A 24,102-nucleotide genomic window follows, 5' to 3' on the forward strand; every position below is an offset into this window, starting at 1 on the left:
CCTCTCAGAACAGAACCGGGGCGATCGGTTCCTCCAAGTCGAGGTCCGTCGCACAGCCTTGACTGCATTGGTCCGGTCCAATAACGTCACCCCGCACAGAACTCCACACGGCTCAACACCCGCAGCCGTCACCTGCGCTGATGGTGTGTCCGCCGGCCAAGGGACGGGAGCCCGGCCGCCCGCTGTGGGCCTGCCTGTCCACGGCAGCCCAGGTGCCGGTCCTCGCTTGTTCGTCGTCATCCAGATCCTCAAGCGCGCGTGCACTGCTCACCGTTGGTGGAGATCACCGGGGCGCCGTAGCGGACAAACACGATCACGCCTTTTCTTCGAAGGTCGGACATATGCAATTATCCTCTGCAAGATCACGGCGCCGCGGATGGAAGAGGGCGCTGACCCTGATTCCCGTCGCCGTCGTGACGATGGCGGCCACCGTCACCGGGACGCTGAACGCCGAAGCGGCAGTGCCCCCGACGCCGTCGGGCTTCACGCTCACCTGGAGCGACGACTTCAGCGGTGCGTCCGGCACCGGCATCGACCAGAGCCTGTGGAAGTACGACACCGGGCCGGGCAGCAATTTCGGCACCGGTGAGATCGAGACCATGACCAACAGCACCTCGAACGTCTACTACGACGGCCAGGGGCATCTGGTTCTCCAAGCGCTGCATTCCGGTTCCGACCCGCGAGGCGGGTGGACCTCCGGGCGTGTGGAGACCCAGTCGGCGGCATTCGGCGCCCCGGCCGGCGGAGTCGTACGTATCGAGTCCGTCCTCCAGCAGCCCAACGTCAGCACTGCCAACGGCGCGGGCTACTGGCCGGCGTTCTGGATGCTCGGCGCGCCGCTGCGCGACGGTGTGACCTGGCCGAAGTCCGGCGAGATCGACATCATGGAGGACATCAACGGCCGCAGCTCCGTTTTCAGCACCCTCCACTGCGGCGTGAACCCGGGCGGGCCGTGCAACGAGTCGACCGGCATCGGCTCGGGTGAACGCGCCTGCGCCGGCTGCCAGACCGGGTTCCACGACTACGCGGCGGAGATCGACCGCTCCGTGTCGCCGGAGCAGATCAGGTTCTACCTCGACGGGAACAACTTCTTCACCGTCAGCGCCAACCAGGTGGACGCGACGACCTGGGCCGACGCGGTCGACCACCCCTTCTTCATCATCTACGACCTGGCGATCGGCGGAGGCTTCCCGGACGCCTTCGGTGGGGGCCCGAACGCGTCGACGGTCTCCGGCGGCAAGCTGGTCGTCGACTCCGTGGCCGTCTACAACAAGGGGCCTGGCTCCGGAGGTGGCGGCGGCGGTTCGTCGACCGGCCAGACGATCACCGGACCGGGCGGCAAGTGTGTCGATGTGGCGGGTGACGACACAGGCGGCGACGGCACCGCGGTCCAGCTGTGGGACTGTCAGTCGGCGGCCAAGGACCAGCACTGGACCTGGAGCGGCCAGACTCTCCAGACCCTCGGCAAATGCCTGGACATCGCCGGCGGCAACAGCGCCGCGGGTACGAAGTTGCAGCTCGCCACGTGCAACAGCGGCGGCTACCAGGCATGGGTGCGGCAGACCGACGGCTCGCTGAGGAACCCGGCCAGCGGCCGGTGCATCGACTCTCCGTCGGGTGCCACCGCGAACGGCACACGCCTCCAGATCTGGGACTGCAACAGCTCCGGCGCCCAGAACTTCGCCATCGGTACCCCGGTCTACGGACCGGGCGGCAAGTGCGTGGACGTGGCGGGTGACGACACCGGCGGCGACGGCACCGCGGTCCAGCTGTGGGACTGCCAGCAGGCGACCGCGCTCGACCAGAAATGGACGTGGAACGGTCAGACCCTGCGCACGCTGGGCAAGTGCCTGGACATCGCGGGCGGTGTCAACACGGCAGGCACAAAGCTCCAGTTGGCCAGCTGCAACGGCGGTGCCTACCAGAACTGGGTCTCCAACGCCGATGGCTCGATGTCCAACCCGGCCAGCGGCCGGTGCATCGACTCGCCGTCGGGTGCCACCGCGAACGGCACACGCCTCCAGATCTGGGACTGCAACACCTCCGGCGCCCAGAAGTTCGCCCTGGCATGAGAGGGAGGAGGCTCACCGCCCCCGGCAGAAGCCTCCTCCTTCCCTGGCTCCAGACCCTGTGTGAACCGAGGTCGGGTACATCGAAGGGCAGCACCTCAGCGGTGAGGCTCTTCGATGTATCGCCGGTGCGCACTGGCGCACTGGCGCAGGACACGAGTCGCGAGTCCGTCAGGGGTGACCATGTCGTCCGCCGCACCATGCGGCGTGCCGCGGTCCGGCCGAGACAGGCCCGGGCAATCCCTCTAGCCGGCCCGGCAGTTCAGGACCGGCGTCCCGGCGCCACCCGGCGTCGCACCGAACCCGAAGCCGGTGGAGGCGCCGGCCGCGATGGCGCCGTTGTGGTCGGCATTGTTCGCGGTCACCGTCCTGCCCACTTGGCTGTAGGAGGCGTTCCACATCGCGGAGATGGTCTGGCCGCCCGGCCACTCCCACGTGACCTGCCACGACTTGGTCGCCGAGGAGCCCGTGTTGGTGACCGTGATGTCGGCGTTGAAGCCACTGCCCCAGTCGCTGCTCACCTTGTAGGTGGCGTTGCATCCGCTGGAGCCGCCCCCGGTGCCGGCGGTCGTCGCGGTGACCGACGCGGACGCCGCTGAGGTGTTGCCGGCCGCGTCGCGAGCCCGCACGGTGTAGTCGTAGCGGGTCCCCGCGGTGAGGCCCGTGTCGGTGAAGGACGTACCGGTGGCCTCACCGGCCTTGGCGGTGCCACGGTAGACGTCGTAACCGGTCACCCCGGTGTCGTCGGTGGAGACCTTCCACGACAGGGACACACTCGACGCGGTGGTACCGGTCACGGCAAGTCCGGTCGGCGCCGAGGGCGCGGTCGTATCTCCGCCTCCCCCGCCTCCGGCGAAGCCCGGGGCCTTGATGGCTGCCAGGTAGCCGTCCTTCACGGTGTCCACGGTCTGCCAGTCGTCCTTGAGGATGCCTCCCGTGTCGCCGGAGTTCGGATTCCACGACCAGAAGGTCCAGTTGAAGCTGTCGGCCCCGTACGTGTTCGTGGGGCGCAGGTAGTCGACGAGCGCCGCGAGCCACTTCTGGTCGACCGTCGACTGCAGGGTGGTGCCGAACTCGCCGAGCCAGACAGGGGCGATGTTCTGTTTGAAGATGTAGCCCCAGTTCTTGTCCCAGACGGCCGGCATGTTCGCCGGGAACGACGGGTCGCTGAACCACGGTTGCTGCGCGACGCTGGTGGCGTAGTCGTGGGCCGAGTAGACCAGGCGGTTGGCGACACTCAGCCGCACCGGCGCGGTGGCGACCCCGGAGAGATTGCCGCCCCACCAGGTGCCCTGACCGTTCACCGTCTGAACGCCCTCGACGAAGATCAGCAGGCTGGGGTTGACGGACAGGACCGCGTTGCCGGCCCGTTCCGCCGCGAGCCGCCAGTCGGTGCTCGTGTCGCCGCAGCCCCAACAGGCGGGATCGTGCGGCTCGTTGTGCAGGTCGATACCGATCACGGCGGTGTTGCCCTGGTAGCGCCCTGCCAGGGCCTTGAGGTCGGCGATCCAGGTCGCCTCGGGGACGGCGGAGGTGTACCAGAGCGCCGACTGGGCCGAGGAGTCGGGCCGATGACGGTCGAGTACGACCTTGAGGCCGGTCGAGCCCGCGTAGCCGACGATCTTGTCCATCACCTGGAGCGAGCTGAGGCCTTGCAGGTCGGAGTTCAGACCGTTGGCGTACGTGATGCCGTTGGGCTGGGTGCCCTTGAAGATGTCGTCGCTGTAGGGCAGGCGGATGGTGTTGTAGCCCAGGGACTTCATCTGGTCGACCATCGACTTGTAGTCACGCGACCAGAGGCCGTGGGCAACGTAGTTGGACGTCTCGAACCCGAACCAGTTGACGCCTGCCATGCGCACCGGCTGGTTCTGCGCGTCGAGGATCCGGCGGCCCTCGGTGTGCCAGTATCCGGCGCCGGACGCGGCTGCCGCGGGCGACGGGGACGAGGGGGCGACGGCCGCCTGCGCGGGCACCACCACCGTGAACGGAACGAGAGCCGCGAGGGCCGCGGTGAGGAGCGCGACCAGGGTGCGCCTGACGCGGAATGAGGGTGGGTGACGCATGGTGTGGGGGTCCTCTCCGGGTGGGAGCGCTCCCATTCTTGGGCGCACGTCTCCGGGCGGGCAGGCGGATGGGCATCCGGCATGGCTGCTCCCGCGGACCGGCAGGAGTGTCCCGCTCCCGACGGCCGGCTCGTCGAAGCCGGACTGCGCACATGGAAGCCACTAAGCGTGTTCGCGTCAATACCTCACGCGATGATCGTGTTCCTCCGCGGAGTTGCCGACCGCGGGCACGCTCCCTTCAACGCCCGCCCGCGCACCACTGCGGCCGCGCAGGGCGCGCCCCCGCTTTCCGGATTCTCCGCGTGCCGCTCCCTGGGTCCGCACGCCTTCGCGCCCCCTGCAACCCGGCGCGCACCCTCGCGGTCCACGAGCGAGCCAGGCCACGGCACCGATAAGTGACGGATCGTCAGCAGGGCATCTTTCGCACGAGTGTTGACATCCACAGGTCGAACGCCGCACCTTGGGAGCGCTCCCACCCGCACCCCCATGTCCCCGCCTTCACATCAGTGGCCGGGCACCGTCCACGCGCGCCGGCCAGATGCCGGGTCCACGTCCGGACGACGCCGCGGCGCGCTCATGTTCGGCGGCCTCCAGCTCGCGCGACGCACGCGGTCGCACCTTCGTCATGCCTGAACGCAACGCCCGTCCGGCGGAGTTCCGTCCGGTGTGCCCGAGCCGCGGCGCACCGGGGGCCGCCGGCGCACCCGCTCGCCGACCGTACCCGCCTGCTCTCCCCAGGAGATGGCCGATGCCTTCCCGTAGACCCGACTCCACCGTGCGCCGAGGCGGACCGAAGCGGACCGCCGCTCTGGCCGTCGGTGCCCTTCTCGGAGCCCTGTCCGTCGCAGCCCTTCCGGCCACCGCGACCGCGGCCGCCAAACTCGACAATCCCTACGTCGGCGCGAAGGCCTACGTGAATCCCGACTGGTCGGCCAAGGCCGCTGCCGAGCCGGGCGGTTCGGCCATCTCCGACCAGCCCACCTTCGTCTGGCTGGACCGGATGGCCGCGATCCAGGGCACCGCCGACGCCCGTGGTCTGAAGGCGCACCTCGACGCGGCCAAGGCGCAGGGCGCCAACCTCGTCCAGTTGGTCATCTACGACCTGCCGGGCCGGGACTGCGCGGCTCTCGCCTCCAACGGCGAACTCGGCCCCGACGACCTGGCCACCTACCAGAGTGACTACATCGACCCGATCGCGGCGATCCTCGCCGACCCGGCCTACGCGAGCCTGCGGATAGTCAACCTCATCGAGCCCGACTCGCTGCCCAACCTCGTGACCAACGCGGGCGGCACCGCAGGCTCCACGGCCCAGTGCGCCACCATGAAGGCGAACGGCAACTACGAGAAGGGCGTCGGTTACGCCCTCCACAAGCTCGGCGCTCTGCCCAACGCCTACAACTACATCGACGCCGGCCACCACGGCTGGCTCGGCTGGGACAGCAACCTCACTCCGTCGGCCCAGGAGTTCAAGAAGGCGGCCACCACCAACGGCGCCACCGTGAACGACGTGACGGGCTTCATCGTCAACACCGCCAACTACTCCGCCACCAAAGAGCCGTACGTGAAGGTGACGGACACGGTCAACGGGCAGACGGTGCGCCAGTCGAAGTGGATCGACTGGAACCAGTACGACGACGAGAGCTCGTACGCGCAGGGCCTGCGCACCGCGCTCGTCGCGCAGGGCTTCGACGCCGGCATCGGCATGCTCATCGACACCTCGCGCAACGGCTGGGGCGGTTCGGCCCGGCCGACCGGTCCCGGCCCGACGACCAGCGTCGACGCCTACGTGGACGGCGGTCGCATCGACCGGCGCATCCACGCCGGAAACTGGTGCAACCAGAGCGGGGCGGGTCTCGGCGAGCGCCCGGCGACGGCACCCGACACCGGAATCGACGCCTACGTGTGGGCCAAGCCGCCGGGCGAGTCCGACGGGGCCAGCCAGGCCGTCGACAACGACGAGGGCAAGGGCTTCGACCGGATGTGCGACCCCACGTACACCGGGAACGGGCGCAACGGGAACAACCTCACCGGGGCACTGGCCAACTCCCCGCTCGCCGGGCACTGGTTCTCCGCCCAGTTCCGCCAGCTGCTCGCCAACGCCAACCCGCCCTTGAGCGGATCGGGTGGCGGCGGCGGTGACACGCAGGCCCCGACCGTTCCCGGCGGTCTCGCGGTCGGCTCCACGACGAGCAACAGCGCCACCCTGAGCTGGAGCGCGTCCACGGACAACACCGCGGTCACCGGATACGACGTCTACCGCGACGGCACCAAGGTCGGCAGCGCCACCACCACGTCCTACACCGACAGCGGGCTCGCCGCCTCCACCACCTACACGTACACCGTCAAGGCCAAGGACGCGGCCGGCAACGTCTCGGCCTCGTCCACGGCGGTGTCCGCCACCACCAAGGCATCGGGCGGCGGAGGAGGCACCTCGGGCCTCAAGGCGCAGTACAAGAACAACGACTCCTCCACCGGTGACAACGGGATCAGGCCCGGTCTCAAGCTCGTCAACGGCGGTTCCGGCGCCGTCGATCTGTCCAAGGTGACCATCCGCTACTGGTTCACCGGGGAGTCCACCTCCGCCGGCTACCAGACGTTCTGTGACTGGGCGCAGCTCGGCTGCTCCACGGTGAAGACCTCGGTGAGCGCCGTTTCCCCAAGCCGCACGGGCGCGGACCACTACCTGGAGGTGGGCTTCACCTCCGGTTCGCTGACCGCCGGAGCGGACAGCGGTGATCTGCAGCTGCGCATGGCCAAGTCGGACTGGTCGAACTTCGACGAGTCGAACGACTACAGCCGGGGCGCCGGCACCTCCTACGCGGACGCGGCGAAGGTGACCGTGTACGTGTCGGGCACCCTCGTCTGGGGCACCGAGCCGTAGAGCGGGCGGAACGGACAGGGGCCGGGGCGGTGACGCTCCGGCCCTGCGCCGTCCGTGCAGAACGCCGCCGCTCTTCCTTCCGGGCGCAATGCGGCAGCACCGACTTCACCGGCCGGGACAGCTGATCCCGACGCGACGGTGAACCCGGCAAGGGACTGCTTCTCGCTCTCTCATGAGTGTCGGTGATAGGCCTTGTTGGCGATGCGCCACCCGTCGTCGACTCGGACCAGCAGGAAGATGTCGGTGAAGGTGTCCGCGCCGTGTGCCGACTCGGGTCACTGTCGGCGGCGGCCGCCGAGCTCCATCACACGCAGTCGGCCGTCTCACGGCAGATCGCCGGGCTGGAGCGGCAACTCGGCGTGCCTCTGGTGGAACGCCATGCGCGCGGTGTGCGTCCGACGCCTGCCGGCGAGGTGTTCCGGCACCACGCCGTGGCCACGCTGAACGAGGCGGACCGCGCTGTTCGTGCCGTACGAGACGTTCGTGACGGGACGTTCGATCGGCCACTGGCCGTCGGCGCGACACCGTCTCTGGCCGCAGGGATCGTTCCCGAGGCCATCCGGGGTCTGCTCGAGCGAGCCGGATCCATCCGGTGGAACCTGCTGCCGGGCCTGAGCGCGCAACTGCACAGCCGCGTGATCGCCGGCGATCTCGACATCGCTGTTGTCACCGATGCACCCCCAGGGCTGCCCCATGACCCCCGGGTCGAACGCCGGTTCCTCGGGCTGGACGACATGGTCGTCGCACTGCCGGTCGGCCATCCGCAGGCCGGACGCGGCCCGGTGCGCATGCAGACGCTGGCCGACCGGACCTGGGTCGAGGACAACGACGGCTCGGCGGCCCTGCTGCGCCAACACGCCGCCCGCGCCGGGGTAAGCGCCCGCATCGACCTCACCGCAGCCGATCTGGCCGGCAAGCTGGCCCTGGTCGCGACCGGTCACGCCATCGCGCTGATACCCGGCGTGCTGACGGGCGCCCTGCGGACCGACGTCACCACCACGCCCCTCGTCGACCCTCCGACCCGTGGCGTCTACGCGATCACACCACGTCGTGATCCCCATCCCTCCTCAGCGCTCCTGCTCGACCAGCTCGCCACAGCCTTCGCCTCGGTCCGTCCCGCCCACGCCCCTCATCGGCCGACCGAGAAGGACGCCCGTCCCGCTGCTCCGGCGTTTCACGACAGCGTCACGGAAACGCCCCGCGTCTGAGGTCGCGCCGGGAGCACCTCGGCGCCGCCCTCATCACCGCGCTCAGTGCGCGGGCGATGTGCCGGAGCGCGCGCACCCTCCGCCGAGGGTGCGTCGGCCCATCGCCGGAACGTGGACGGAACCCAGCCCGGCACATGGCTGAGGTGTCCCGGACCCGTCTGATCCCGCGGATGTGCAAACACGATCCGCGCAGGAGCCTGGCCTCGAAGGTGCCGATGCTAGCCGCCGCCGGGCCCGTTCACGGGACGCCGCTCCGGTCGACGTCCTGGCCAGAAGGCACTTCAAGCCACATTGTCGGGCGCCCGATTCCGGGCTGCGCCACGGCAGTTCGAGAATCCTTTCTTCCTGCTTCGCCCCAGGTCATCGGCCCGCAGCAGTGCGGACGGGCCTGGAGACACCGCCGGGTCGGATTGTCCGGATCACGGTGCCCTGCCCCGCTGATTGTCGGTGGCGTGGGCGAGGGTGCCATTCGCAGAGCACACCCACACCTCCCCGAAGGAGACCGGTGCCGTCGACACCGTCACGCAATCCCCCGCTCGGGCTACGACCGCTCCACTGTCCCCTTGACGAGTGAATCGAACGGGCAGGTGCCTCGCGCCTGGGCCGACAGCACTTGCCCTCCCCGCCCGGCATCGAACTTGCACTCGACCAGTCGCCCGGGGCTGCCCGTATCCGCCCCTTGATCAGGGACGTTGTGCTGGTGCTCCGCTCATTTCCCGCTACCGAGGAGAATCCGTGAATCCCGTCCGCGTGCTTACCGCCCTTCACCCCGTGTTCGAGAATCCCCCCGCCCAGGTCGCCCGGGCCACCGCGTTCCGGCGTCCCGTCGACGTGCGTCGCACCCTGTTCGCCCGCGCATCACGACCGTCATCGGGGTGGGCGGCATGAGCGAGCCCAGCGATGCATCAGCCGACAGCGTCCCGGGCCCGCGCACCACCCCCGTGGCGCCCCCGGCCGCGACACCGCCTCCCGAACCGCGGAACGAGCCGGGCGCCGCCCCGGAGCCGCAGATGCGCTACGTCGACCTGACCGGCAGCCGCGAAGCGGCCGGCCGGTCCATCCGGATGCGCGACATGGCCCGGCGCCTGCCCCGGCTGGTGCGCCGCTCGCTGGCTCTCGCCTGGCGGGTCGACCGGAGAGCGACCACCGGTCTCCTGCTGTGCCAAGCCGCCGCGGGCGTGATGCAGGCCCTCGGCCTGGTCGCCATCAGCGGCACCCTCACCGCACTTTTCACCGGCGGAGACGTGTACCACCGGCTCCTCGAAGCCTGGCCGTCCGTAGCCCTTCTGGCCGGAGCCTCCGGAGCACGTGCCCTGCTGGGGATCACCGTCAGCTGGCTGTCCTCCCGGCTCGGCCCGCTGATGTCGCGCGAGGCCGAGCAGATGCTGCTCACCGGCTGTGCCGAGGTCGAGTTGTGCGCCTACGACGAGCCCGACTTCAACCGCGACCGCGAGGCCGCGGACCGCGGAGCGCAGGTCACCGGTGACCTGATCGACGAGGGCCAGGACCTCATCGCCTCGGGCGCGAGTTTCCTCGCCGGGGCGGTGGTACTGGCCAGCGTGCACTGGGTCCTTCTCCCGCTTCTGGTGGCGGCCGGCCTTCCCCAGGCCCTGGCCCAGGTCAGTGCCGCCCGTGTGCGCTACCTGGCGAACCTGCGCAGCAACGGTGACCAGCGCATGCTGAGTGTGCTGCGCTGGCACATCTACACGAAGGACGCCGCCGATCAGATCCGCGCCGGCACCATGGCCGGCTTCCTGTCCGGCCGGTACCGGCAGACGGTCGCCCGGATCAACCGTGAGGACCGGGCCGCGGCTGACAAGGGCGCCCGGATGTCCCTGTTCGGCGCGCTGTGCGGAGGGCTGGGATCGGCGGTGGTGTGGGCGGCGGTCGTGTGGCTGCTCGCGACCGGCCGTATCACCGTCGGGCGGGCCGGAACGGCTGTCTTCGCTCTGCAGACGGCAGGCATGTCGGTCCGCGGTCTGGTGTCGGTCGGCGCGCGCGCCATGCGCACGGGCCTGTACATGGACGACTGGAGCGGCTTCCTGGACAAGGCCGGCGGCTTCCGCATGCGCCGGGGCCCGCACCGTCCCGCGCCGCCGGAGACCATCGAGGTCACGTCGGTCACCCACCGGTACGCCGGCAAGGACCGCGACGCGCTGTCCGACGTCTCCCTCACCTTGCGCCGCGGCGAGGTCACCGCTCTCGTCGGCTTCAACGGTTCGGGGAAGTCGACGCTGTCGAAGCTGGTCAGCGGCCTGTACCTGCCCACGGACGGTCAGGTGCTGTGGGACGGCGCCCCCACCTGCGACGCCGACCCGCAGGCTCTGTGGCAGCAGGTCGCCCTGGTGCCACAGGACTACGCGCACTGGCCACTGACCGTGCGCGAGAACGTGACCCAGGGACAGCCCACGGCGCGCGGCGACGCGGCGGTACGTGAGGCGTGCGAGGCGTCCGGTGCCGACGAGGTCGTCGACAGGCTCGGTGCCGGACTGGACACCCTCCTGGCCCGCGAGTGGCTCAACGGGGAGGAACTCAGCGGCGGTCAGTGGCAGCGCATCGCCCTCGCGAGGGCCTTCTTCCGCCAGGCCGGGCTGCTGGTCCTGGACGAGCCGACCGCGAACCTCGACCCCCGCGCCGAGTACTCCATCTTCCAGCGGCTGCGGGGTCTCGCCCAGGACCGCGTGGTGCTCCTGGTGACCCACCGCATCACCAACGTCGCCGTCGCCGACCGGATCGTGGTCCTCGACGAGGGCAGGATCGTCCAGGAGGGAACCTACGCGCAGCTCGCTCAACAGCCGGGCCCATTCCGGCAGTTGCTGTCCTACCAGATCACGTCCGAGCCGGACGGCGAGAAGCACGGGACACCCGCATGAGCCGCCGCGGTGCCACCTCGGCAGGCCCCGCCGTGACGGCCGAGCCCACGGCCACGGACTTCTCCGCCCCTCCCACGCTGTCCCGAGGAGATGACGTGCCGCCCACCCGTCCCCACATCCGTGCGACCGCCGAGGCGTACCCGGCCCGGCCTCCGCATGAGCGGGAGGCCGAGGCACCGGGCGGACCGGTGCCCTTCGGCGTGCTCGATCTCGGGCGCCAGAACGAGGAGCAACTGCAGGCGGACGCCCGAGCGCCGCGGCAGCCGCTGAACTGCCCCGGCCGGTCGGTGGTGCGGGGATGAGCGCCCGGTCGGACGTGATGGTCGCGGCAGGCGGATCGCTGGTGGAGGAGACCGTGTTCACGGCCCTGCTCGCCCGGCGTCCGGGTGGTGCGCAGTGAGCGGGCAGCGGCACACCGAGCCGGTGGACGTCCATCTCGTCCTGCGCCGGGAGACCGCCGAGGGGCCGGAGGTCCTGCTGTCGCGGCGGGCCGGGCAGGTGTACGCCGCCGGCCTGTGGCATCTCCCGTCGGGGCATCTGGACGGTCCGCACGAGGACATCGTCACCGCGCTGGTACGCGAGGCGCGGGAGGAGACCGGTGTCGTCATCGACCCGGCCGACGTACGGGCCTCGGTGACCGTGCACCATCGCAGCCCCGGCGGTTCCTCCCGCTCCGGATACTTCTTCGAGGTCCGACGGTGGCAGGGCGAGCCCCGGATCAGGGAGCCGGACGTCTGCGATGCCATGGACTGGGCGCCCCTTGACGCTCTGCCCGCCGGGATGGTGGCGTACTGCCGCGCCGGCCTGGACGCCTACACCGCCGGCGCGCACCTTGCCGTGCACTTCCAACTGCCCGGCGACCCCATCGCCTTCGACCCCGACGCCGATCGGTTGCGTCTCGTCCCGGACGTGACCGGCCGGGCGTTCGACCGCCGTCCCGACGTCCCGGTCGTGGAGTTCGCGGAGCGGGCGGTCGGCCGGATCACCGAGTGGACGGATACGTCGTGGGCGCGCGAGGACAGCCGCGTGTGGCGGGCCCAAGGCGCGCAGGGCGGCACCTGGTACGTGAAGGTCCACCGGAGCGACAGGTTCCACTGCAGGGAAGTACGGGGGCTGCGGACGTGGGCACCGGCGCTGGGGGAGGCGGCGCCCCGGCTGGTGGCCGCCGACGGGAAGCTGAGGGCGGTGGTGCTCACCGCGGTGCCGGGCCGTCCGCTGCACGGCGCTGTCCTCACCCCGGAGCGGGAGAGGGCTGTCTTCCACCGGATCGGCGCGCTGGCCCGCCGCATCCACCAGTCCTCTCCCCCGCGGCCTGCTCCTGCCGGCAGCGGCCCGGCCGTCGCCAAGGCCGACCGGCATCTGGCCGGGGCGCGGTCTCATCTGCGTCCGGGCGACGAGGAGTTCGTCCGCGAGCTCGTCCGGCAGTCCGAGGGCCTGCGGCCGCTGGAGTGGGTGGAGACCCACGGGGATTTCCAGCTCCGCAACATCCTCTGTGTCGCCGACGCTGCCAACCCCGACGCGGGATACGGAGCCGACGATCCCGACGTCTTCGTGGCGGTGATCGACCTCGAGCGCAGTGAGCCCGGGCCGGCCGTACGGGATCTGGTCCGTCTGTCCGACGCCTGGGTCGGCCGCCCCGACCTGTTCGAAGCGTTCCTGGCCGGGTACGGCAGGTTCCTGACTGACGCCGAGGAGGCACGACTGGTCATCGACATGGCCCTCGACGCCGTGAGCGGGATCGCCTTCGGCACTGCCCACGGTGATCCCGAGCTGGTCGAGCGCGGCCGGCGGACACTGGCCCGGCTGCGCGCCGAGCACCACGCACCACTCTCTTCGACAGGAGATGTCCCGTGAAAGCCGACACGGCACCCGCCGCCGCGACCGGACCCCAGGATGCCGCCGGGCGACCGCCGGTCCGCGCGGCAACGCCCGCTGACGCCGAAGCCGTCATCCGGATGCGCTCCGAGCACGTCCTGTCCGCGCCCTTGAGCGAGGAGTGGATCCGGCGGTGCACGGACGAGCTGGCACCGCGGCTGACCGAACAGGGGGACGCGCGGGCCTTCGTCATCGACACCCCGGACGGCACGATGGCCGCCTGCGCCCTCGGCCTGATCCATCCCGTGCTCCCGGCACCGGCCTACCCCCGGGGCCTGGCCGCCCGCGTGCACGTGGTCGCCACACACCCGGACTTCCGGCGCCGCGGCTACGCCCGGGCCGCGGTCTCGACACTGCTCGACCACCTCTCCGGCGTCGAGCACGTCACGCTGTTCGAGCTCCACGCCAGCGGGGAAGCGCAACCGCTCTACCGTGAGCTGGGCTTTACGGGCAGCCCGGCGCTCATGCGGATGACGCGTCTCGCAGAACCTGCTCCCGCGAGCGCCACGGAGAGCAGCCCCACCTGGCTGCCTCCCGAGCAGTACGCCGAGACGGTCCTCAAGGCCACCGCGTTCGCCTGCCTGTACTTCACCGACGAGGACGACCGGCCCCTCCAGCTGCACTCCGTCTACTCCCCCGCGCATCCCTGGCAGCTGGTCGGCGGGACGATGGACAAGGGCGAACGGCCCTGGGAGACGGCCGTGCGCGAAGGCCGGGAGGAGACCGGCCTGACCGTGTCCGGCCCGCCCCGGCTGCTGGCCAGCGTGTACGGGCTGCCCGGCGCCGAGTGGCCCTACAGCACGATCGGGATGGTCTTCGACGGCGGCCGACTCACCGCGGCACAGATCCGCGGCATCACCCTGGATCCGCAGGAGCACGACGAGGTCCGCGTCCTGCCCCTGGCAGGGTGGAAGGCGCTGATGCCGCCCCGCGACTTCGCGCGCCTGAGCGCGGTGGAGGAGGCCCGCCGCACCGGCGAGGCCGCGTACTTCGGCACCTGGGACTGGGGAAACGAATGAGCAGCGCCATCGTGTTGATGTCCGACCGGAGGGTGGCCGCCATCCCCCTTCAGGACTGCGGCGAGGACCTCGTCGACGTCCGTATGAACGGCCTGAAGATCGACGACCGTAAACGCGACGAGGCCGGGGCCTGGGCCCACGTCCGGCAAGGCGTCCTCACCCGGCTGCTGCACGCCCAGTCACTGCTGCCCACCGGCGTGATGCTCCTCTTCGTCGAGGGTTTCCGGCCCCCGACCCTGCAGCGGCGGTACTTCGAGGAGTACTCCGACCAGCTGGCCCGCGCCCATCCGGACTGGCAGGCCGCCCAGCTCCGGGCGGCCGCCAGCCGCTTCGTCTCGCCTCCGGAGATCGCACCGCACTCCGCCGGAGCGGCCGTCGACGTGACGCTGATCGACCACCTCGGCCGCGAGCTGGACATGGGCACGCGCGTCAACGCCTCCCCGGAGGAGTCCGAGGGCGCCTGCTACACCGACGCACCCGGGCTCGGCGACCGGGCCCGCACGAACCGGGCCACGTTGGGCGGTGCGCTGTCCGTCGCAGGCTTGATCAACTACGGCACGGAGTGGTGGCACTGGTCGTTCGGCGACCGGTACTGGGCGCTGCAGACCCAGCAGCCGGCCGCCCTCTACGGCCCCGTCGAACTGCCGTGACGCCGCACCACCGGCCCGCCTTCACCAACGAGGAGCGATCTGTGGGACACACCCCGGCCGAATGGTCCGAGCACTACAACGACGGCCGCGGTTTCCGGCGGCTCGGGGACGAGGAGAAGCGCCTGTTCGTCGAGCACGCGCCGGCGCCCGAGGGCGGCCGCGCTCTCGACGTCGGCTGCGGGACCGGCGAGACGGCCGCGTACCTCGCCTCGCTCGGGTACACCGTCGACGGCGTGGACTTCGCCGAAGGGGCGCTGGTGCGGGCCCGCGCGGAGCAGGCCGAGGCGGAGGGAGTGCGCTGGCTGTGTCTGGACGTGGAGCACGACGACCTGGACGACCTCGCCGAGGACGGCTACGACCTGGTCGTCCTGCGGCTGTCCGTGGTTTTCATCCGCGATCGTGCTCGTGTCCTGCGCCGTCTGGCCGCACGGCTGCGCGAGGGCGGGGTGCTCGTCATCATCACGCCGGTCGTGGGGCACACCGCGGAAGAGCGGCGCCACGTCGCGCTGGACGAGAACGAACTCGCCGCGCTCACCGACGGGTTCGAGCAGGTCAAGCGGTTTGACGCAGAAGGTCTGGCGGTGCTGGTCCTGCGCGGGCCGGCCGGGTCGTTCAGCGCGTAGGAGAAACCGCGGCCCGAGCCGCAGGCCGTCTTCGGTACCGCGGCGGTGGTCATCGACACGTTCGGCCGGGTCCTGCTGGGCCGCTCGACCCGGAGCTTGGGGGGCTGTCGCGGGCCGCATCGAGACAGGCGAAGCCGCCCCGGCGGCCGCTGTACGGGAGTTGACGTAGGGGACAGGGCCGACGGCGCGCGTGAAGGACGCATACGTCATCAATGTGCTCCACTACGACCGCCTCGACTCGGCGACGATCCTGGGGGTGTCAGCCGACCTCTACGGTCGCTTTGTCGGAACGGGCTGAAGCCCGGGCCAGCGAGCGAGCATCCGTTGGCGCATGGCGGTGCTGAGGCTGCTCAGGCCGCTGAGGGAGGTGTGGTCGGCCGTCATCCGGCCGACGACCCCGAGACGGTGGACGAGCCGTTGCCGGGCGGTCGCGGTGCCCCACGTCCAGTCCCGGTGCGGAATCCGGGCCAGGTGATCCGTGCTTTCGCGGTGTGCCCGCTCAACCAGCGCGTCGCCGCGGAGCAGCCAGCCGGCGCATGCGTCGGCGAGCCCGTCTTGGGTGTCGGAGCCGGTCAGGGTGCGCCACTCGTCGCGGTATGCGCTCTCCGCCCGTTCCAGCAGTGACTCCGATGCTGACGTGACACACCAGCAGGTCGGAAACCCGATGCGCAGGTAGGCCAGTTCCATCAAGCCGCTGCCCAGTGACGCTTGCTCGAAGTCGATGAATCTGATCCCCGTGGCGGTGTGGAGATCATTACCAGGACAGGGATCCCCGTGGAGAAGGGCATACCCGGATGCCTGGGCGAGCCGGTTCACGAGGTCATCGAGTTCGCCGGACACGCCAGGCGTGACAGGAACCTCCAGAGCCTCGGCCAGCCGCACGAAAGAGTCGACGTCGGCTTGGTCCGGGCCCTGCCACCGGGGAAGTACCCCAACGTCCTCCGGACGGGCGGTGGCATGCAGCCGTGCCAACCCGCCCGCATAGTCGACGATCCAGTCGCCGGCCGGGCGTCGGTGATCCAGATGCTCCAGGACCAGGATCCGCTCGCCGGGATCCGTCGCCAGCAACGCGGGCACCACGGGAGTTTCAGCTCGGGCGGCGAGACGCAGGGCGGCAACCTCGCGGGCGTATCGCTCGTCGGCATCAGGACCGTCGACGATCTGCTTCACCACCGCCGTCGCCTCCGGCAACTCGACGCGCCACACACGCGAGCGAGGGCTGCTGCCCAGTCTGTGAGAGCGCCCGGGCGCTCCCAGCTCGGCCCGTAGCTCGTCCCCGAACGGCAGTCGCAACGACACGCGCCCATCCTTCCACTCAGCCGAACGATCCTGCGGTTACTACGCACAACTGACCGTCCAGCTTCACGCCGCCGAGGACCGCCGCCCCGCAGCGAGACATCTGGCACTGCCTACGTGCTGCCAGTTCGCATCGACGTTCCCGGACAGCTCGATCACGAAGCGGTGCCAGTCTCCGCCAAGAAGCGCTCCGTTCTCGGTTCCGGCTCACTTTCCGGATGCTGTTGGCGGTCTTCACTCAGCCGGGTGGCCGGGGCCGTGTCCGGGCCGGCCTGCGAAGACCGCGCCCTCACATGCAGCTGGTCCCGCGGACCGGGAAAGGCCTGCGGGACCAGGAAGCAGCGTTTGTCAGATGAGGTGCGCGCTTGTCAGATGAGGTGCTGCATGGTGCTCCAGCCGTGGCCGATCTCGACGCCGGACTTCAGGCTGGTGCCGGTGCTGGTGTACTGGAGCAGGTCGCCGGTGGAGCCGCTGATGGCGACGACGTCGTCCTTGCCGTCGTTGTCGATGTCGGAGAGGGTGAGCTTGGTGATACCGCCCCAGTTGCTGCCGATCTTGGTGGTGCTGCTGATGCCGGAACCGTTGCTGGTGTAGAGGTTGAGGTCGCCGGTGGTGTTGTTGGCAGCGACGATGTCGGCCTTGCCGTCACCGGTGAAGTCACCGGCCGCCATCTGCGAGATACCCGTCCAGCCGGAACCGATCTTCGTGGTGGACTCGAACCCGCCGCCGCCGTTGCCGAGATAGAGGAACAGCTCACCCGTGGAACCGTTGGTGGCAACGATGTCGGCGTCACCGTCGCCGTTGAAGTCACCGGCCGCGACCTTGTCCATCGCCGTCCAGCCCGGACCGACGTCATCACCGGACAGGGAACCGGCGTTGTTGCGGTAGATACGCAACACACCGTCCGCAGTCACGCCCGCCACATCGTCGACCCCGTCACCCGTGAAGTCGTGTCCCGTCTTGCTGCCGCCCGCGATGTTCACATAACGCAGTCCGAAGTAACCGGAGGCGGGGTGGCCGGCGATCTCGCCGTCGCTGCCGCCGTCGAGATAGTCGCTGCCGCGCACCATGTCATTGGTCGGGCTGGACTCGGCGATGTAGGAGAACTGGCCGCCGGCCTTGTCGATCCACTTCTCGAAGGCGAAGGGTCGGTACACGCCGGCACGCACCGACCGCCCTCACCCCGGCCCCGGCCCCGGCGAGACGGTCGGCCGGCATGAAGACGCCCGGCGCGGGCCGGATCTGCACCAACAGCATCCGGAATGGACGCTGTCGCCCACAGCGGCACCTGCCGACGATTCCTCACCACGCTCACGGCGCCCGGCGGTCCTGGCCTCGGACGCCGATCTGAGCTACGGCGAGCTGAACGAGCGGGCCAACCGCCTGGCCCACCACCTGATCGCGCACGGGGTCGGCCCCGAGCAGTTCGTCGCTCTCGCTCTGCCGCGTACCGCGCAGACGCTGGTGGCGCTGCTCGCCGTACTCAAGGCGGGAGCTGCGTATATGCCCCTCGACCCCACGTACCCGGCGGACCGGATCGCCTACCTGCTGCAGAATGCCGATCCAGCGCTTGTCCTCACGGTCGAGGAGACCGCGCGCATGCTCCCGGACGGCTCCCGGACTCCGCGCCTGATCCTGGACGCTCCCGAGGTCGTCGCCGCCCTGGAAAGCCGGCCTGCCACCGATCCGACCGACCGTGACCGGATCAGCGTCCTGCAACCGCTGCACCCGGCGTACATCATCTACACCTCGGGCTCCACCGGCCGCCCCAAGGGTGTTGTCGTCACCCATGCCAACGTGGCCAACCTGGTCGCCTGGGTTCGCGCCGAGTTCGGTGAACGGTCTTTGGCTCACGTCTTGTTCACGACGTCACTCAACTTCGACGTCTCCGTGTTCGAGATGTTCGGCCCGCTGCTGACCGGTGGTCGCATCGAAGTGCTTCGCGATCTGCTGGCCCTGGGCGCCCGGAACGGTGACAACCGTTCGGCGGTCCTGGTAAGTGGAGTTCCGTCCGCGCTTGCCCGGATCGTTTCCCAGAGCGACGTACGCACCACTGCGGAGACCGTGGTGTTCTGCGGCGAGGCCCTGACCGCCCAAGCAGCCGCCGAGGTCAAGGACGGACTCCAAGCCGGCCGCGTATACAACATCTACGGCCCGACCGAGGCGACGGTGTACGCCACTGCCTGGTCCACTGATGCCCCCGTCACGGAGGCGCCTTCGATCGGCCGCCCGCTGCACAACACGCAGACCTACATCCTGGATGGCAATCTGCAGCCGGTTCCGGCAGGAGTAGCCGGGGAGCTGTACATCGCGGGTGCGGGTTTGGCCCGGGGGTATTTCGGGCGTCCGGACCTGACGGCGGAGCGGTTCGTGGCCGATCCCTTCGGCCCGGCCGGCAGCCGCATGTACCGCACCGGCGACCTGGCCCGCTGGTCCGGCGAAGGCCTGCTGGAGTTCGTGGGCCGGGCCGACGACCAGGTCAAGATCCGCGGCTTCCGCATCGAACTCGGCGAGATCGAAGCCGTACTCGGCCGCTTCCCCGGGCTGTCCCAGGTCGCGGTCACAGCCCGCGAGGACCAGCCGGGCGACAAGCGCCTGGTGGGTTACGTGGTCGCCGGGGCCGGGAACGACGGGGTGGACACCGAGGCCTTGCGCACCCATGCGGCCGGCCTGTTGCCGGAGTACATGGTGCCCTCCGCGTTCGTAGTGCTCGACCGGCTCCCGCTGACCACCAACGGCAAGCTGGACCGGCGGGCTCTGCCGGCACCCGTGTACGAAGCGAACCTGGCCGGGCGCGGTCCGCGGACCCCGCGGGAGGAGATCCTGTGCGGACTGTTCGCCGAGGTCCTGGGCGTGCCCACGGTCGGCATCGACGACAACTTCTTCGAGCTGGGCGGCCACTCCCTGCTTGCAGTTCAGCTGATCGGTCGCATCCGGGATGTCCTTGGCGACGAGCTCGCCATTCGAGCTCTCTTTGCCGCGCCCACCGTTGCCACTCTCACTGAACAGCTGGGCCGATCCTCGGTCGGGGAGGCGTTCGACGTGCTCCTGCCCATCAAGGACAACGGGGGCGGCTCGGCAATCTTCTGCGTCCACCCCGTGAGTGGTATCGGCTGGTGCTATTCGCCATTGGCTGGAATCGCCTCCCCGGAACACTCTGTCTATGCCCTCCAAGCGCGAGGCCTGGACGGCAAGGACGCGCTCCCGGATTCGATACGGGAGATGGCGGCCGACTACGTCCGACAGATTCGTGCTGTACAGGAATCGGGTCCGTACCACCTGATGGGCTGGTCCTTCGGCGGTGTCGTCGCCCATGAGATGTCCGTCCAGCTACGGGCACAAGGCGAGCAGGTAGAGACCCTCGCGTTGCTGGACTCCTACCCTGCGCACGAGACCGCGACGCCGCTCCCGATCACGGAGGAGGAAGTAGCGGCGGGACTTGCCGAATTCTTTGGAGTGCAGGCCGAGAACGGCGAGGAGCCACTCACGATGGCAGGGATCGTGGCGGCACTGCGCCGGGATCGCAGCCTGTTCACCGAACTCGCCGAGCAGTATCTCGCAGAAATCGCTGCGATATACAGGAATAATCACCGGATCATGCTGGAGCACATTCCCGGAGAATTCGATGGCGCTGTCCAATTCTACGAGGCGGACCATGGAAGGCCCACCGACGTGTGCGCTGCGACTGCATGGAAATCGCACATATCAGGCCGACTCGAAGTCGCGCGCGTCGCCTGCAGTCATGCGGAAATGACTCGCCCCGACTCGCTAACCGAAATATGGCAGGACATCGCTCGGGCGGGCGGACGGTAGGTATTCAAGGATGGATGCGGATCCGCCTGTCATGGTGACGGACGAGTCGGCGGGGAGCAGGCACGCGTGGCCAGAAAGAGGGAGACATGACACCCGAAATAGATCAGATCTTCCAGGACGTGAAGGACCGGCACGGCGCCGGCTCCATCACGCGCGTCGAGGAGATGGTGTACGCCAAGCGGCAGGAGCGTCATCCGCTGCAGAAGGACGCCAAGTGGATCATGCCCGGGATATCCCGGACACCCTGGCACGATCCCTACGAGCACCCCGAGATCGAACCCGTTGTCCGCGCCTTCGAAGCCGGACACGGCGCCATCAAGCGGGAGCTCGCGGACGCGTGGTCCGGTCGCAAGAGCGCCTTCTCCGACTACGAGCACTATCTGAGCCGCCAGGAGAACTGGCAGGCGCTGTACCTCTTCCGCGACGGCGGGCCGGTCGAGTCCTCGGCCGCCCTGGTGCCCACCGCGTACACCATCCTCACCCGCGAGGTCATCGAGCAGGGCAAGCTCTGCCCCCTCCTGGAGAGCCACTTCTCGACGCTGCTTCCCGGTGCCTCGATCGCCCCGCACTGCGACCTGTGGAACTTCAGCATCAATCTGCACCTTGCGGTCGACATCCCCGAGGGGTGTGGCATTACGGTCGCCGACGAAACCCGGCGCTGGCAGGAGGGCGAGTGCCTGCTGTTCGACTACTCCTTCGTGCACGAGGCGTGGAACAACGGCGCCAGGCCGCGCACCTGTCTCCTCGTGGACCTGTGGCACCCGGAAACGACTGTCCCCGAGCGCGAGGCGCTCGTCGGTCTCATCACTGAGATCCGCAAGCTGATGGGCTAGAAGGCTGCTGAAGATCTCGTCGAGGGCTGCCCGGCCGTGGATCGGGCGGCCCTCTTCGCTACGCGGTGGCGGGTGTGCGGTGTCAGGTGGGGCAGGTCAGCCTGGAGCCCAAATGGTGGGGCAGGTCAATGCCGGCGGCGGCATCGTCCAGGGGGCAGTCGGCGGCTTCCGCGGAGGCCGGCCGGAGGCGCTCAGGAGCGCGTGCTGGGCGAGCTCTGAGTGCACCCCTGGTGCTCAATTTGGGCAGGAGCAGTCGATAAGCGGTTCTCTTGCGCTTACACATGGTCACTGGATGTCAGCCTCGGAGATGCTCCGTTGGCGACTCGGGCATGCGCATACGGTGCGGTCACGCGGCAGTACCGGCAGTGCCCGTCGTGCCGCGTGACCGACAACCAAGGGGAGACGCCATGGCGAGTGTGGAAGTGTCGCTGAAGGAAATGATGACCGAGGCCGAGGGGGCACTGGGGGCGGCCGTGGTCGACTACACCAGCGGCATGGCCCTGGGCACCCTGGGAGGGGGCAAGGATCTGGACATGACGATCGCCGCTGCCGGCAATACGGATGTCGTCCGCGCGAAAGTGCGCACCATGGAGCAGCTGGGCCTCAAGAGCCGGATCGAGGACATCCTGATCACCCTCGGAAACCAGTACCACCTCATCCGGCCGGTTACCGGGCGCAGCGGCAACGGCCTGTTCCTGTACCTCGTGCTCGACAGGGGACGTTCGAACCTGGCAATGGCCCGCCACCACCTCAAGCGCGTCGAGGGACAGCTGGAGATCTAGACCGGCCGGAGCCCTGGGCCGACCCGCGCCCACGATATGAAGAATTCTTCAAGTCGCCATATCGGCATGATCTCAATTCGGCATGATCTCAATAGTGAATGCGCGTGGGCAAAGGCGAGAAGGACCGGTACGGCGGACACGTCCTGCGGCGGCGCTCTCCCGGGCGTCGCCGCACCGTGGGGAGCAACTGGCCACCGGTCAGGGCGGATCTCCACACGTAGCCGATCAGGATGAACGGATGACGGGAGTGGCAGGGTCCCGCGCGGCCGCGAGGCACCCATGCCGAGGTGGTCTACGAGCTGGCGGCCGGCGATGCCGTGGCTACCGGTCGCCTTCGGGAGGGCCGCCCGAGCCGCAGGTCAGGCCTTCTTCACCACGCTGGACTTGAGCTGCATGGCCCCGAAGCCGTCGACCTTGCAGTCGATGTCGTGGCCGTCGACGCCGTCGACCAACCGGATACCTCGCACCTTGGTACCGGCCTTGATCCCCGAGGGGCTTCCCTTGACCTTGAGCGCCTTGACGACGACCACGCTGTCGCCGTCCCGCAGCACATTGCCGACAGCGTCCTTGACGACCCGCTCCCCGGTGGCGGCCCCGACCTCGGCACCGCTTTCGGCGGGAACCCACTCGTGGCCGCATTCCGGGCACACCACCAGGGCGTTCATCTCGTAGGTGTACTCGCACGAGCACGTCGGACAGGGAGGAAGATTTTCGATCATTCCGTCAGAATATCCGGCCCTCGCCGTCAGGCGGCGGTGAGCTTGGCCAGGAGCTCGTGATGCCCGGCCTTGAGCTTGTCGGGCCTGGTCAGCGGCATCCGGGCGAGCCGGCGCGGGGAGATGAGGCCGAGGTGTCGGACGCCCCCGGCGTCGGGGGTGAACCGGCTCCGTCCCCCCGTTCGCGATACGCACTCTGCCTGTCCTTGCCCCGGGGACCGGTGTGGTCGGCCCGCTTCAATGCGGGCATGAGTCTTTGTGCGTTGTCGCGGTAGATGCCGCGACGCTGGTGCTCGGTGAACGCATGGTCGGCCTCGACGGCAGGCACCGTGAAGTCGGTGATGATCTCGGCGGAGGCGGCAGGCCAGTCCGTGCCGAAGAGGATCCGCTCGGCACCGGCCGTCTCCACCAGAGTGCACGCCGGAGCGAGCGGGCCCGCCGTGTCGTAGTGGAAACGGCGGAGGGCCTCCCTCACACGGGCTGCGTCGAGAGGCGGGGTGCAGAAGTCGCCGAAGGCCTCGAGGCGGGTGGCGATCTGGGGAAGGAATCCGCCGGCGTGCGGCAGGACGACGGACAGGCGGGGATACCGGTCGAGTGTTCCTGTGCGGATCATGTTCACAGCGGCACGCGTGGTGTCCAGCAGGAAGTCGCACATGAAGTTCGGGATGCCGGGAACCGTGGGCACCCCCGGCGGTTTCCCCGGAAGATCGAGTGGGTGGGTGACGAGAACCCCGGAACGTTCGTCGACCTCGGCGAGGAAGCGGTCGTACGAGGGATCACCCAGGTACACGCCGTTGTAGCTCGCCTTCACACCGACTCCGACGGCACCGAGTTCGTCGAAGGCCCGCCGGAGGGCCCACGTGGTGACTTCGGGGTGATCCAGGAGGGCAGGGCAGAGGAAGGCGAAACGGCCCGGGTGTTCGTGCATCAAGTCGGTCAGTGCCTCGAAGACGACGGACAGCCCCTCCCTGGCCTGCTCCGCGGAGCGATACCGGTCCTGCATGGTGGGGTTGAGAACGGCGGTCGCGATCCCCACCCGGTCCATGAGCGCGAGCGTGGAGTCCACATCCCAGCGCGCCCACCACAGCAGCTCCTCCCGTCGCACCACCCCTTCGCGCTCCGCCCAGTCCACCCATTGCGGTGCGGTGAAATGGTGGTGCACGTCGATCTTCGCCCGCCAGGCGTCGTCACCTCCCCCGGTGCCACTCGAACCGCTCCCTCCCCCGGTAAGGGCGCGGGACTTCCGCGTGGTGCTGGACGCCATGGCCCCACCGGCTATGAGCAGACCGCGCCGACTCAAGTGCGACATTCGAACTTCCCTTCGCGGCACCGTCCCCTGGCTCACCACGGTGCCCTGGCAGCAGGAGTGGTGCCTCGCCGGGCGCCGCCGCCGGAGGGACG

At 69.5% G+C, this 24,102-nt stretch carries 17 protein-coding genes and 1 pseudogene; 12 read left to right on the forward strand and 6 right to left on the reverse strand.

Going from position 1 to position 24,102, the window contains the following annotated elements:
- Positions 1 to 419 precede the first annotated feature (419 nt).
- Positions 420 to 2,072: a ricin-type beta-trefoil lectin domain protein gene (locus tag OG485_RS06805; RefSeq protein WP_328674257.1), complete on the forward strand. Its 1,653-nt coding sequence runs from the start codon at positions 420 to 422 to the stop codon at positions 2,070 to 2,072.
- A gap of 242 nt (positions 2,073 to 2,314) precedes the next feature.
- On the opposite strand, the gene OG485_RS06810 is transcribed toward OG485_RS06805, so the two are convergent.
- Complete coding sequence (locus OG485_RS06810) at positions 2,315 to 4,132, reverse strand: cellulase family glycosylhydrolase (RefSeq protein WP_328665079.1); 1,818 nt, start codon at positions 4,130 to 4,132, stop codon at positions 2,315 to 2,317.
- A gap of 748 nt (positions 4,133 to 4,880) precedes the next feature.
- Here OG485_RS06810 and OG485_RS06815 point away from each other — a divergent pair.
- Positions 4,881 to 7,013 (forward strand): glycoside hydrolase family 6 protein, encoded by a 2,133-nt coding sequence (locus OG485_RS06815; RefSeq protein ID WP_328665080.1) that lies wholly within the window; start codon positions 4,881 to 4,883, stop codon positions 7,011 to 7,013.
- Positions 7,014 to 7,183: 170 nt separating this feature from the next.
- Here the strand turns inward: OG485_RS06815 and OG485_RS06820 are convergent.
- Positions 7,184 to 7,276, reverse strand: a pseudogene (locus tag OG485_RS06820) (nuclear transport factor 2 family protein); the annotation flags it as partial.
- On the opposite strand from OG485_RS06820, the gene OG485_RS06825 reads away from it, so the two are divergent.
- The 7 genes from OG485_RS06825 to OG485_RS06855 all read left to right on the forward strand — a co-directional run bounded on the left by OG485_RS06825 (position 7,274) and on the right by OG485_RS06855 (position 15,261).
- The gene (locus OG485_RS06825; protein WP_328665081.1) at positions 7,274 to 8,221 is read left to right on the forward strand and encodes a LysR family transcriptional regulator; all 948 of its coding nucleotides are present in this window, start codon (positions 7,274 to 7,276) and stop codon (positions 8,219 to 8,221) included. The pseudogene OG485_RS06820 and the gene OG485_RS06825 overlap by 3 nt on opposite strands.
- Before the next feature lie 1,010 nt (positions 8,222 to 9,231).
- Entirely contained in the window at positions 9,232 to 11,094 is a 1,863-nt protein-coding gene (locus OG485_RS06830) for an ABC transporter ATP-binding protein (RefSeq protein WP_328674258.1), read from the forward strand.
- Between the two features lie 95 nt (positions 11,095 to 11,189).
- Entirely contained in the window at positions 11,190 to 11,396 is a 207-nt protein-coding gene (locus tag OG485_RS06835; protein WP_328665082.1) for a hypothetical protein, read from the forward strand.
- 94 nt (positions 11,397 to 11,490) lie between these two features.
- Positions 11,491 to 12,948 carry a phosphotransferase gene (locus OG485_RS06840; protein ID WP_328665083.1) on the forward strand — a complete coding sequence of 486 codons (1,458 nt, stop codon included), beginning with the start codon at positions 11,491 to 11,493 and terminating at the stop codon, positions 12,946 to 12,948.
- Positions 12,945 to 13,988: a GNAT family N-acetyltransferase gene (locus tag OG485_RS06845; RefSeq protein WP_443048667.1), complete on the forward strand. Its 1,044-nt coding sequence runs from the start codon at positions 12,945 to 12,947 to the stop codon at positions 13,986 to 13,988. Before OG485_RS06840 ends, OG485_RS06845 begins: the two co-directional genes overlap by 4 nt.
- The gene (locus OG485_RS06850; protein WP_328665084.1) at positions 13,985 to 14,638 is read left to right on the forward strand and encodes a M15 family metallopeptidase; all 654 of its coding nucleotides are present in this window, start codon (positions 13,985 to 13,987) and stop codon (positions 14,636 to 14,638) included. Before OG485_RS06845 ends, OG485_RS06850 begins: the two co-directional genes overlap by 4 nt.
- A gap of 41 nt (positions 14,639 to 14,679) precedes the next feature.
- A complete protein-coding gene (locus OG485_RS06855) occupies positions 14,680 to 15,261 on the forward strand; it encodes a class I SAM-dependent methyltransferase (protein WP_328665085.1) in 582 nt (193 codons plus the stop codon).
- Between the two features lie 270 nt (positions 15,262 to 15,531).
- Here the strand turns inward: OG485_RS06855 and OG485_RS06860 are convergent, their stop codons facing one another.
- Together OG485_RS06860 and OG485_RS06865 are read right to left on the reverse strand one after the other, a co-directional pair.
- Entirely contained in the window at positions 15,532 to 16,560 is a 1,029-nt protein-coding gene (locus OG485_RS06860) for a phosphotransferase (protein WP_328665086.1), read from the reverse strand.
- Positions 16,561 to 16,925: 365 nt separating this feature from the next.
- The gene (locus OG485_RS06865) at positions 16,926 to 17,714 is read right to left on the reverse strand and encodes an FG-GAP repeat domain-containing protein (RefSeq protein WP_328665087.1); all 789 of its coding nucleotides are present in this window, start codon (positions 17,712 to 17,714) and stop codon (positions 16,926 to 16,928) included.
- Between OG485_RS06865 and OG485_RS06870 the strand changes: the two genes are divergently transcribed.
- The 3 genes from OG485_RS06870 (at position 17,677) to OG485_RS06880 (ending at position 21,985) form a co-directional block, all read left to right on the forward strand.
- A complete protein-coding gene (locus OG485_RS06870) occupies positions 17,677 to 20,370 on the forward strand; it encodes an amino acid adenylation domain-containing protein (RefSeq protein WP_328665088.1) in 2,694 nt (897 codons plus the stop codon). The two genes, OG485_RS06865 and OG485_RS06870, sit on opposite strands and share 38 nt — an antisense overlap.
- Positions 20,371 to 20,456: 86 nt before the next feature.
- Positions 20,457 to 21,203 carry an aspartyl/asparaginyl beta-hydroxylase domain-containing protein gene (locus tag OG485_RS06875; protein ID WP_328665089.1) on the forward strand — a complete coding sequence of 249 codons (747 nt, stop codon included), beginning with the start codon at positions 20,457 to 20,459 and terminating at the stop codon, positions 21,201 to 21,203.
- A gap of 407 nt (positions 21,204 to 21,610) precedes the next feature.
- Positions 21,611 to 21,985 carry a hypothetical protein gene (locus OG485_RS06880; RefSeq protein WP_328665090.1) on the forward strand — a complete coding sequence of 125 codons (375 nt, stop codon included), beginning with the start codon at positions 21,611 to 21,613 and terminating at the stop codon, positions 21,983 to 21,985.
- Between the two features lie 359 nt (positions 21,986 to 22,344).
- On the opposite strand, the gene OG485_RS06885 is transcribed toward OG485_RS06880, so the two are convergent.
- Both OG485_RS06885 and OG485_RS06890 read right to left on the reverse strand, forming a co-directional pair.
- The gene (locus OG485_RS06885; protein WP_328665091.1) at positions 22,345 to 22,704 is read right to left on the reverse strand and encodes a zinc ribbon domain-containing protein YjdM; all 360 of its coding nucleotides are present in this window, start codon (positions 22,702 to 22,704) and stop codon (positions 22,345 to 22,347) included.
- Between the two features lie 88 nt (positions 22,705 to 22,792).
- Positions 22,793 to 24,010 carry an amidohydrolase family protein gene (locus OG485_RS06890; RefSeq protein WP_328665092.1) on the reverse strand — a complete coding sequence of 406 codons (1,218 nt, stop codon included), beginning with the start codon at positions 24,008 to 24,010 and terminating at the stop codon, positions 22,793 to 22,795.
- Between the last annotated feature and the right edge of the window lie 92 nt (positions 24,011 to 24,102).

The organism is Streptomyces sp. NBC_00328 (assembly GCF_036139655.1).
Lineage (GTDB): Bacteria > Actinomycetota > Actinomycetes > Streptomycetales > Streptomycetaceae > Streptomyces.

Coding starts and splice junctions, on each gene's coding strand:
- OG485_RS06875 (WP_328665089.1), top strand. CDS start 20,457: ATGACACCCGAAATAGATCAGATCTTCCAGGACGTGAAGGACCGGCAC.
- OG485_RS06850 (WP_328665084.1), top strand. CDS start 13,985: ATGAGCAGCGCCATCGTGTTGATGTCCGACCGGAGGGTGGCCGCCATC.
- OG485_RS06885 (WP_328665091.1), bottom strand. CDS start 22,704: ATGATCGAAAATCTTCCTCCCTGTCCGACGTGCTCGTGCGAGTACACC.
- OG485_RS06815 (WP_328665080.1), top strand. CDS start 4,881: ATGCCTTCCCGTAGACCCGACTCCACCGTGCGCCGAGGCGGACCGAAG.
- OG485_RS06805 (WP_328674257.1), top strand. CDS start 420: ATGGCGGCCACCGTCACCGGGACGCTGAACGCCGAAGCGGCAGTGCCC.
- OG485_RS06810 (WP_328665079.1), bottom strand. CDS start 4,132: ATGCGTCACCCACCCTCATTCCGCGTCAGGCGCACCCTGGTCGCGCTC.
- OG485_RS06890 (WP_328665092.1), bottom strand. CDS start 24,010: ATGTCGCACTTGAGTCGGCGCGGTCTGCTCATAGCCGGTGGGGCCATG.
- OG485_RS06830 (WP_328674258.1), top strand. CDS start 9,232: ATGCGCTACGTCGACCTGACCGGCAGCCGCGAAGCGGCCGGCCGGTCC.
- OG485_RS06880 (WP_328665090.1), top strand. CDS start 21,611: ATGGCGAGTGTGGAAGTGTCGCTGAAGGAAATGATGACCGAGGCCGAG.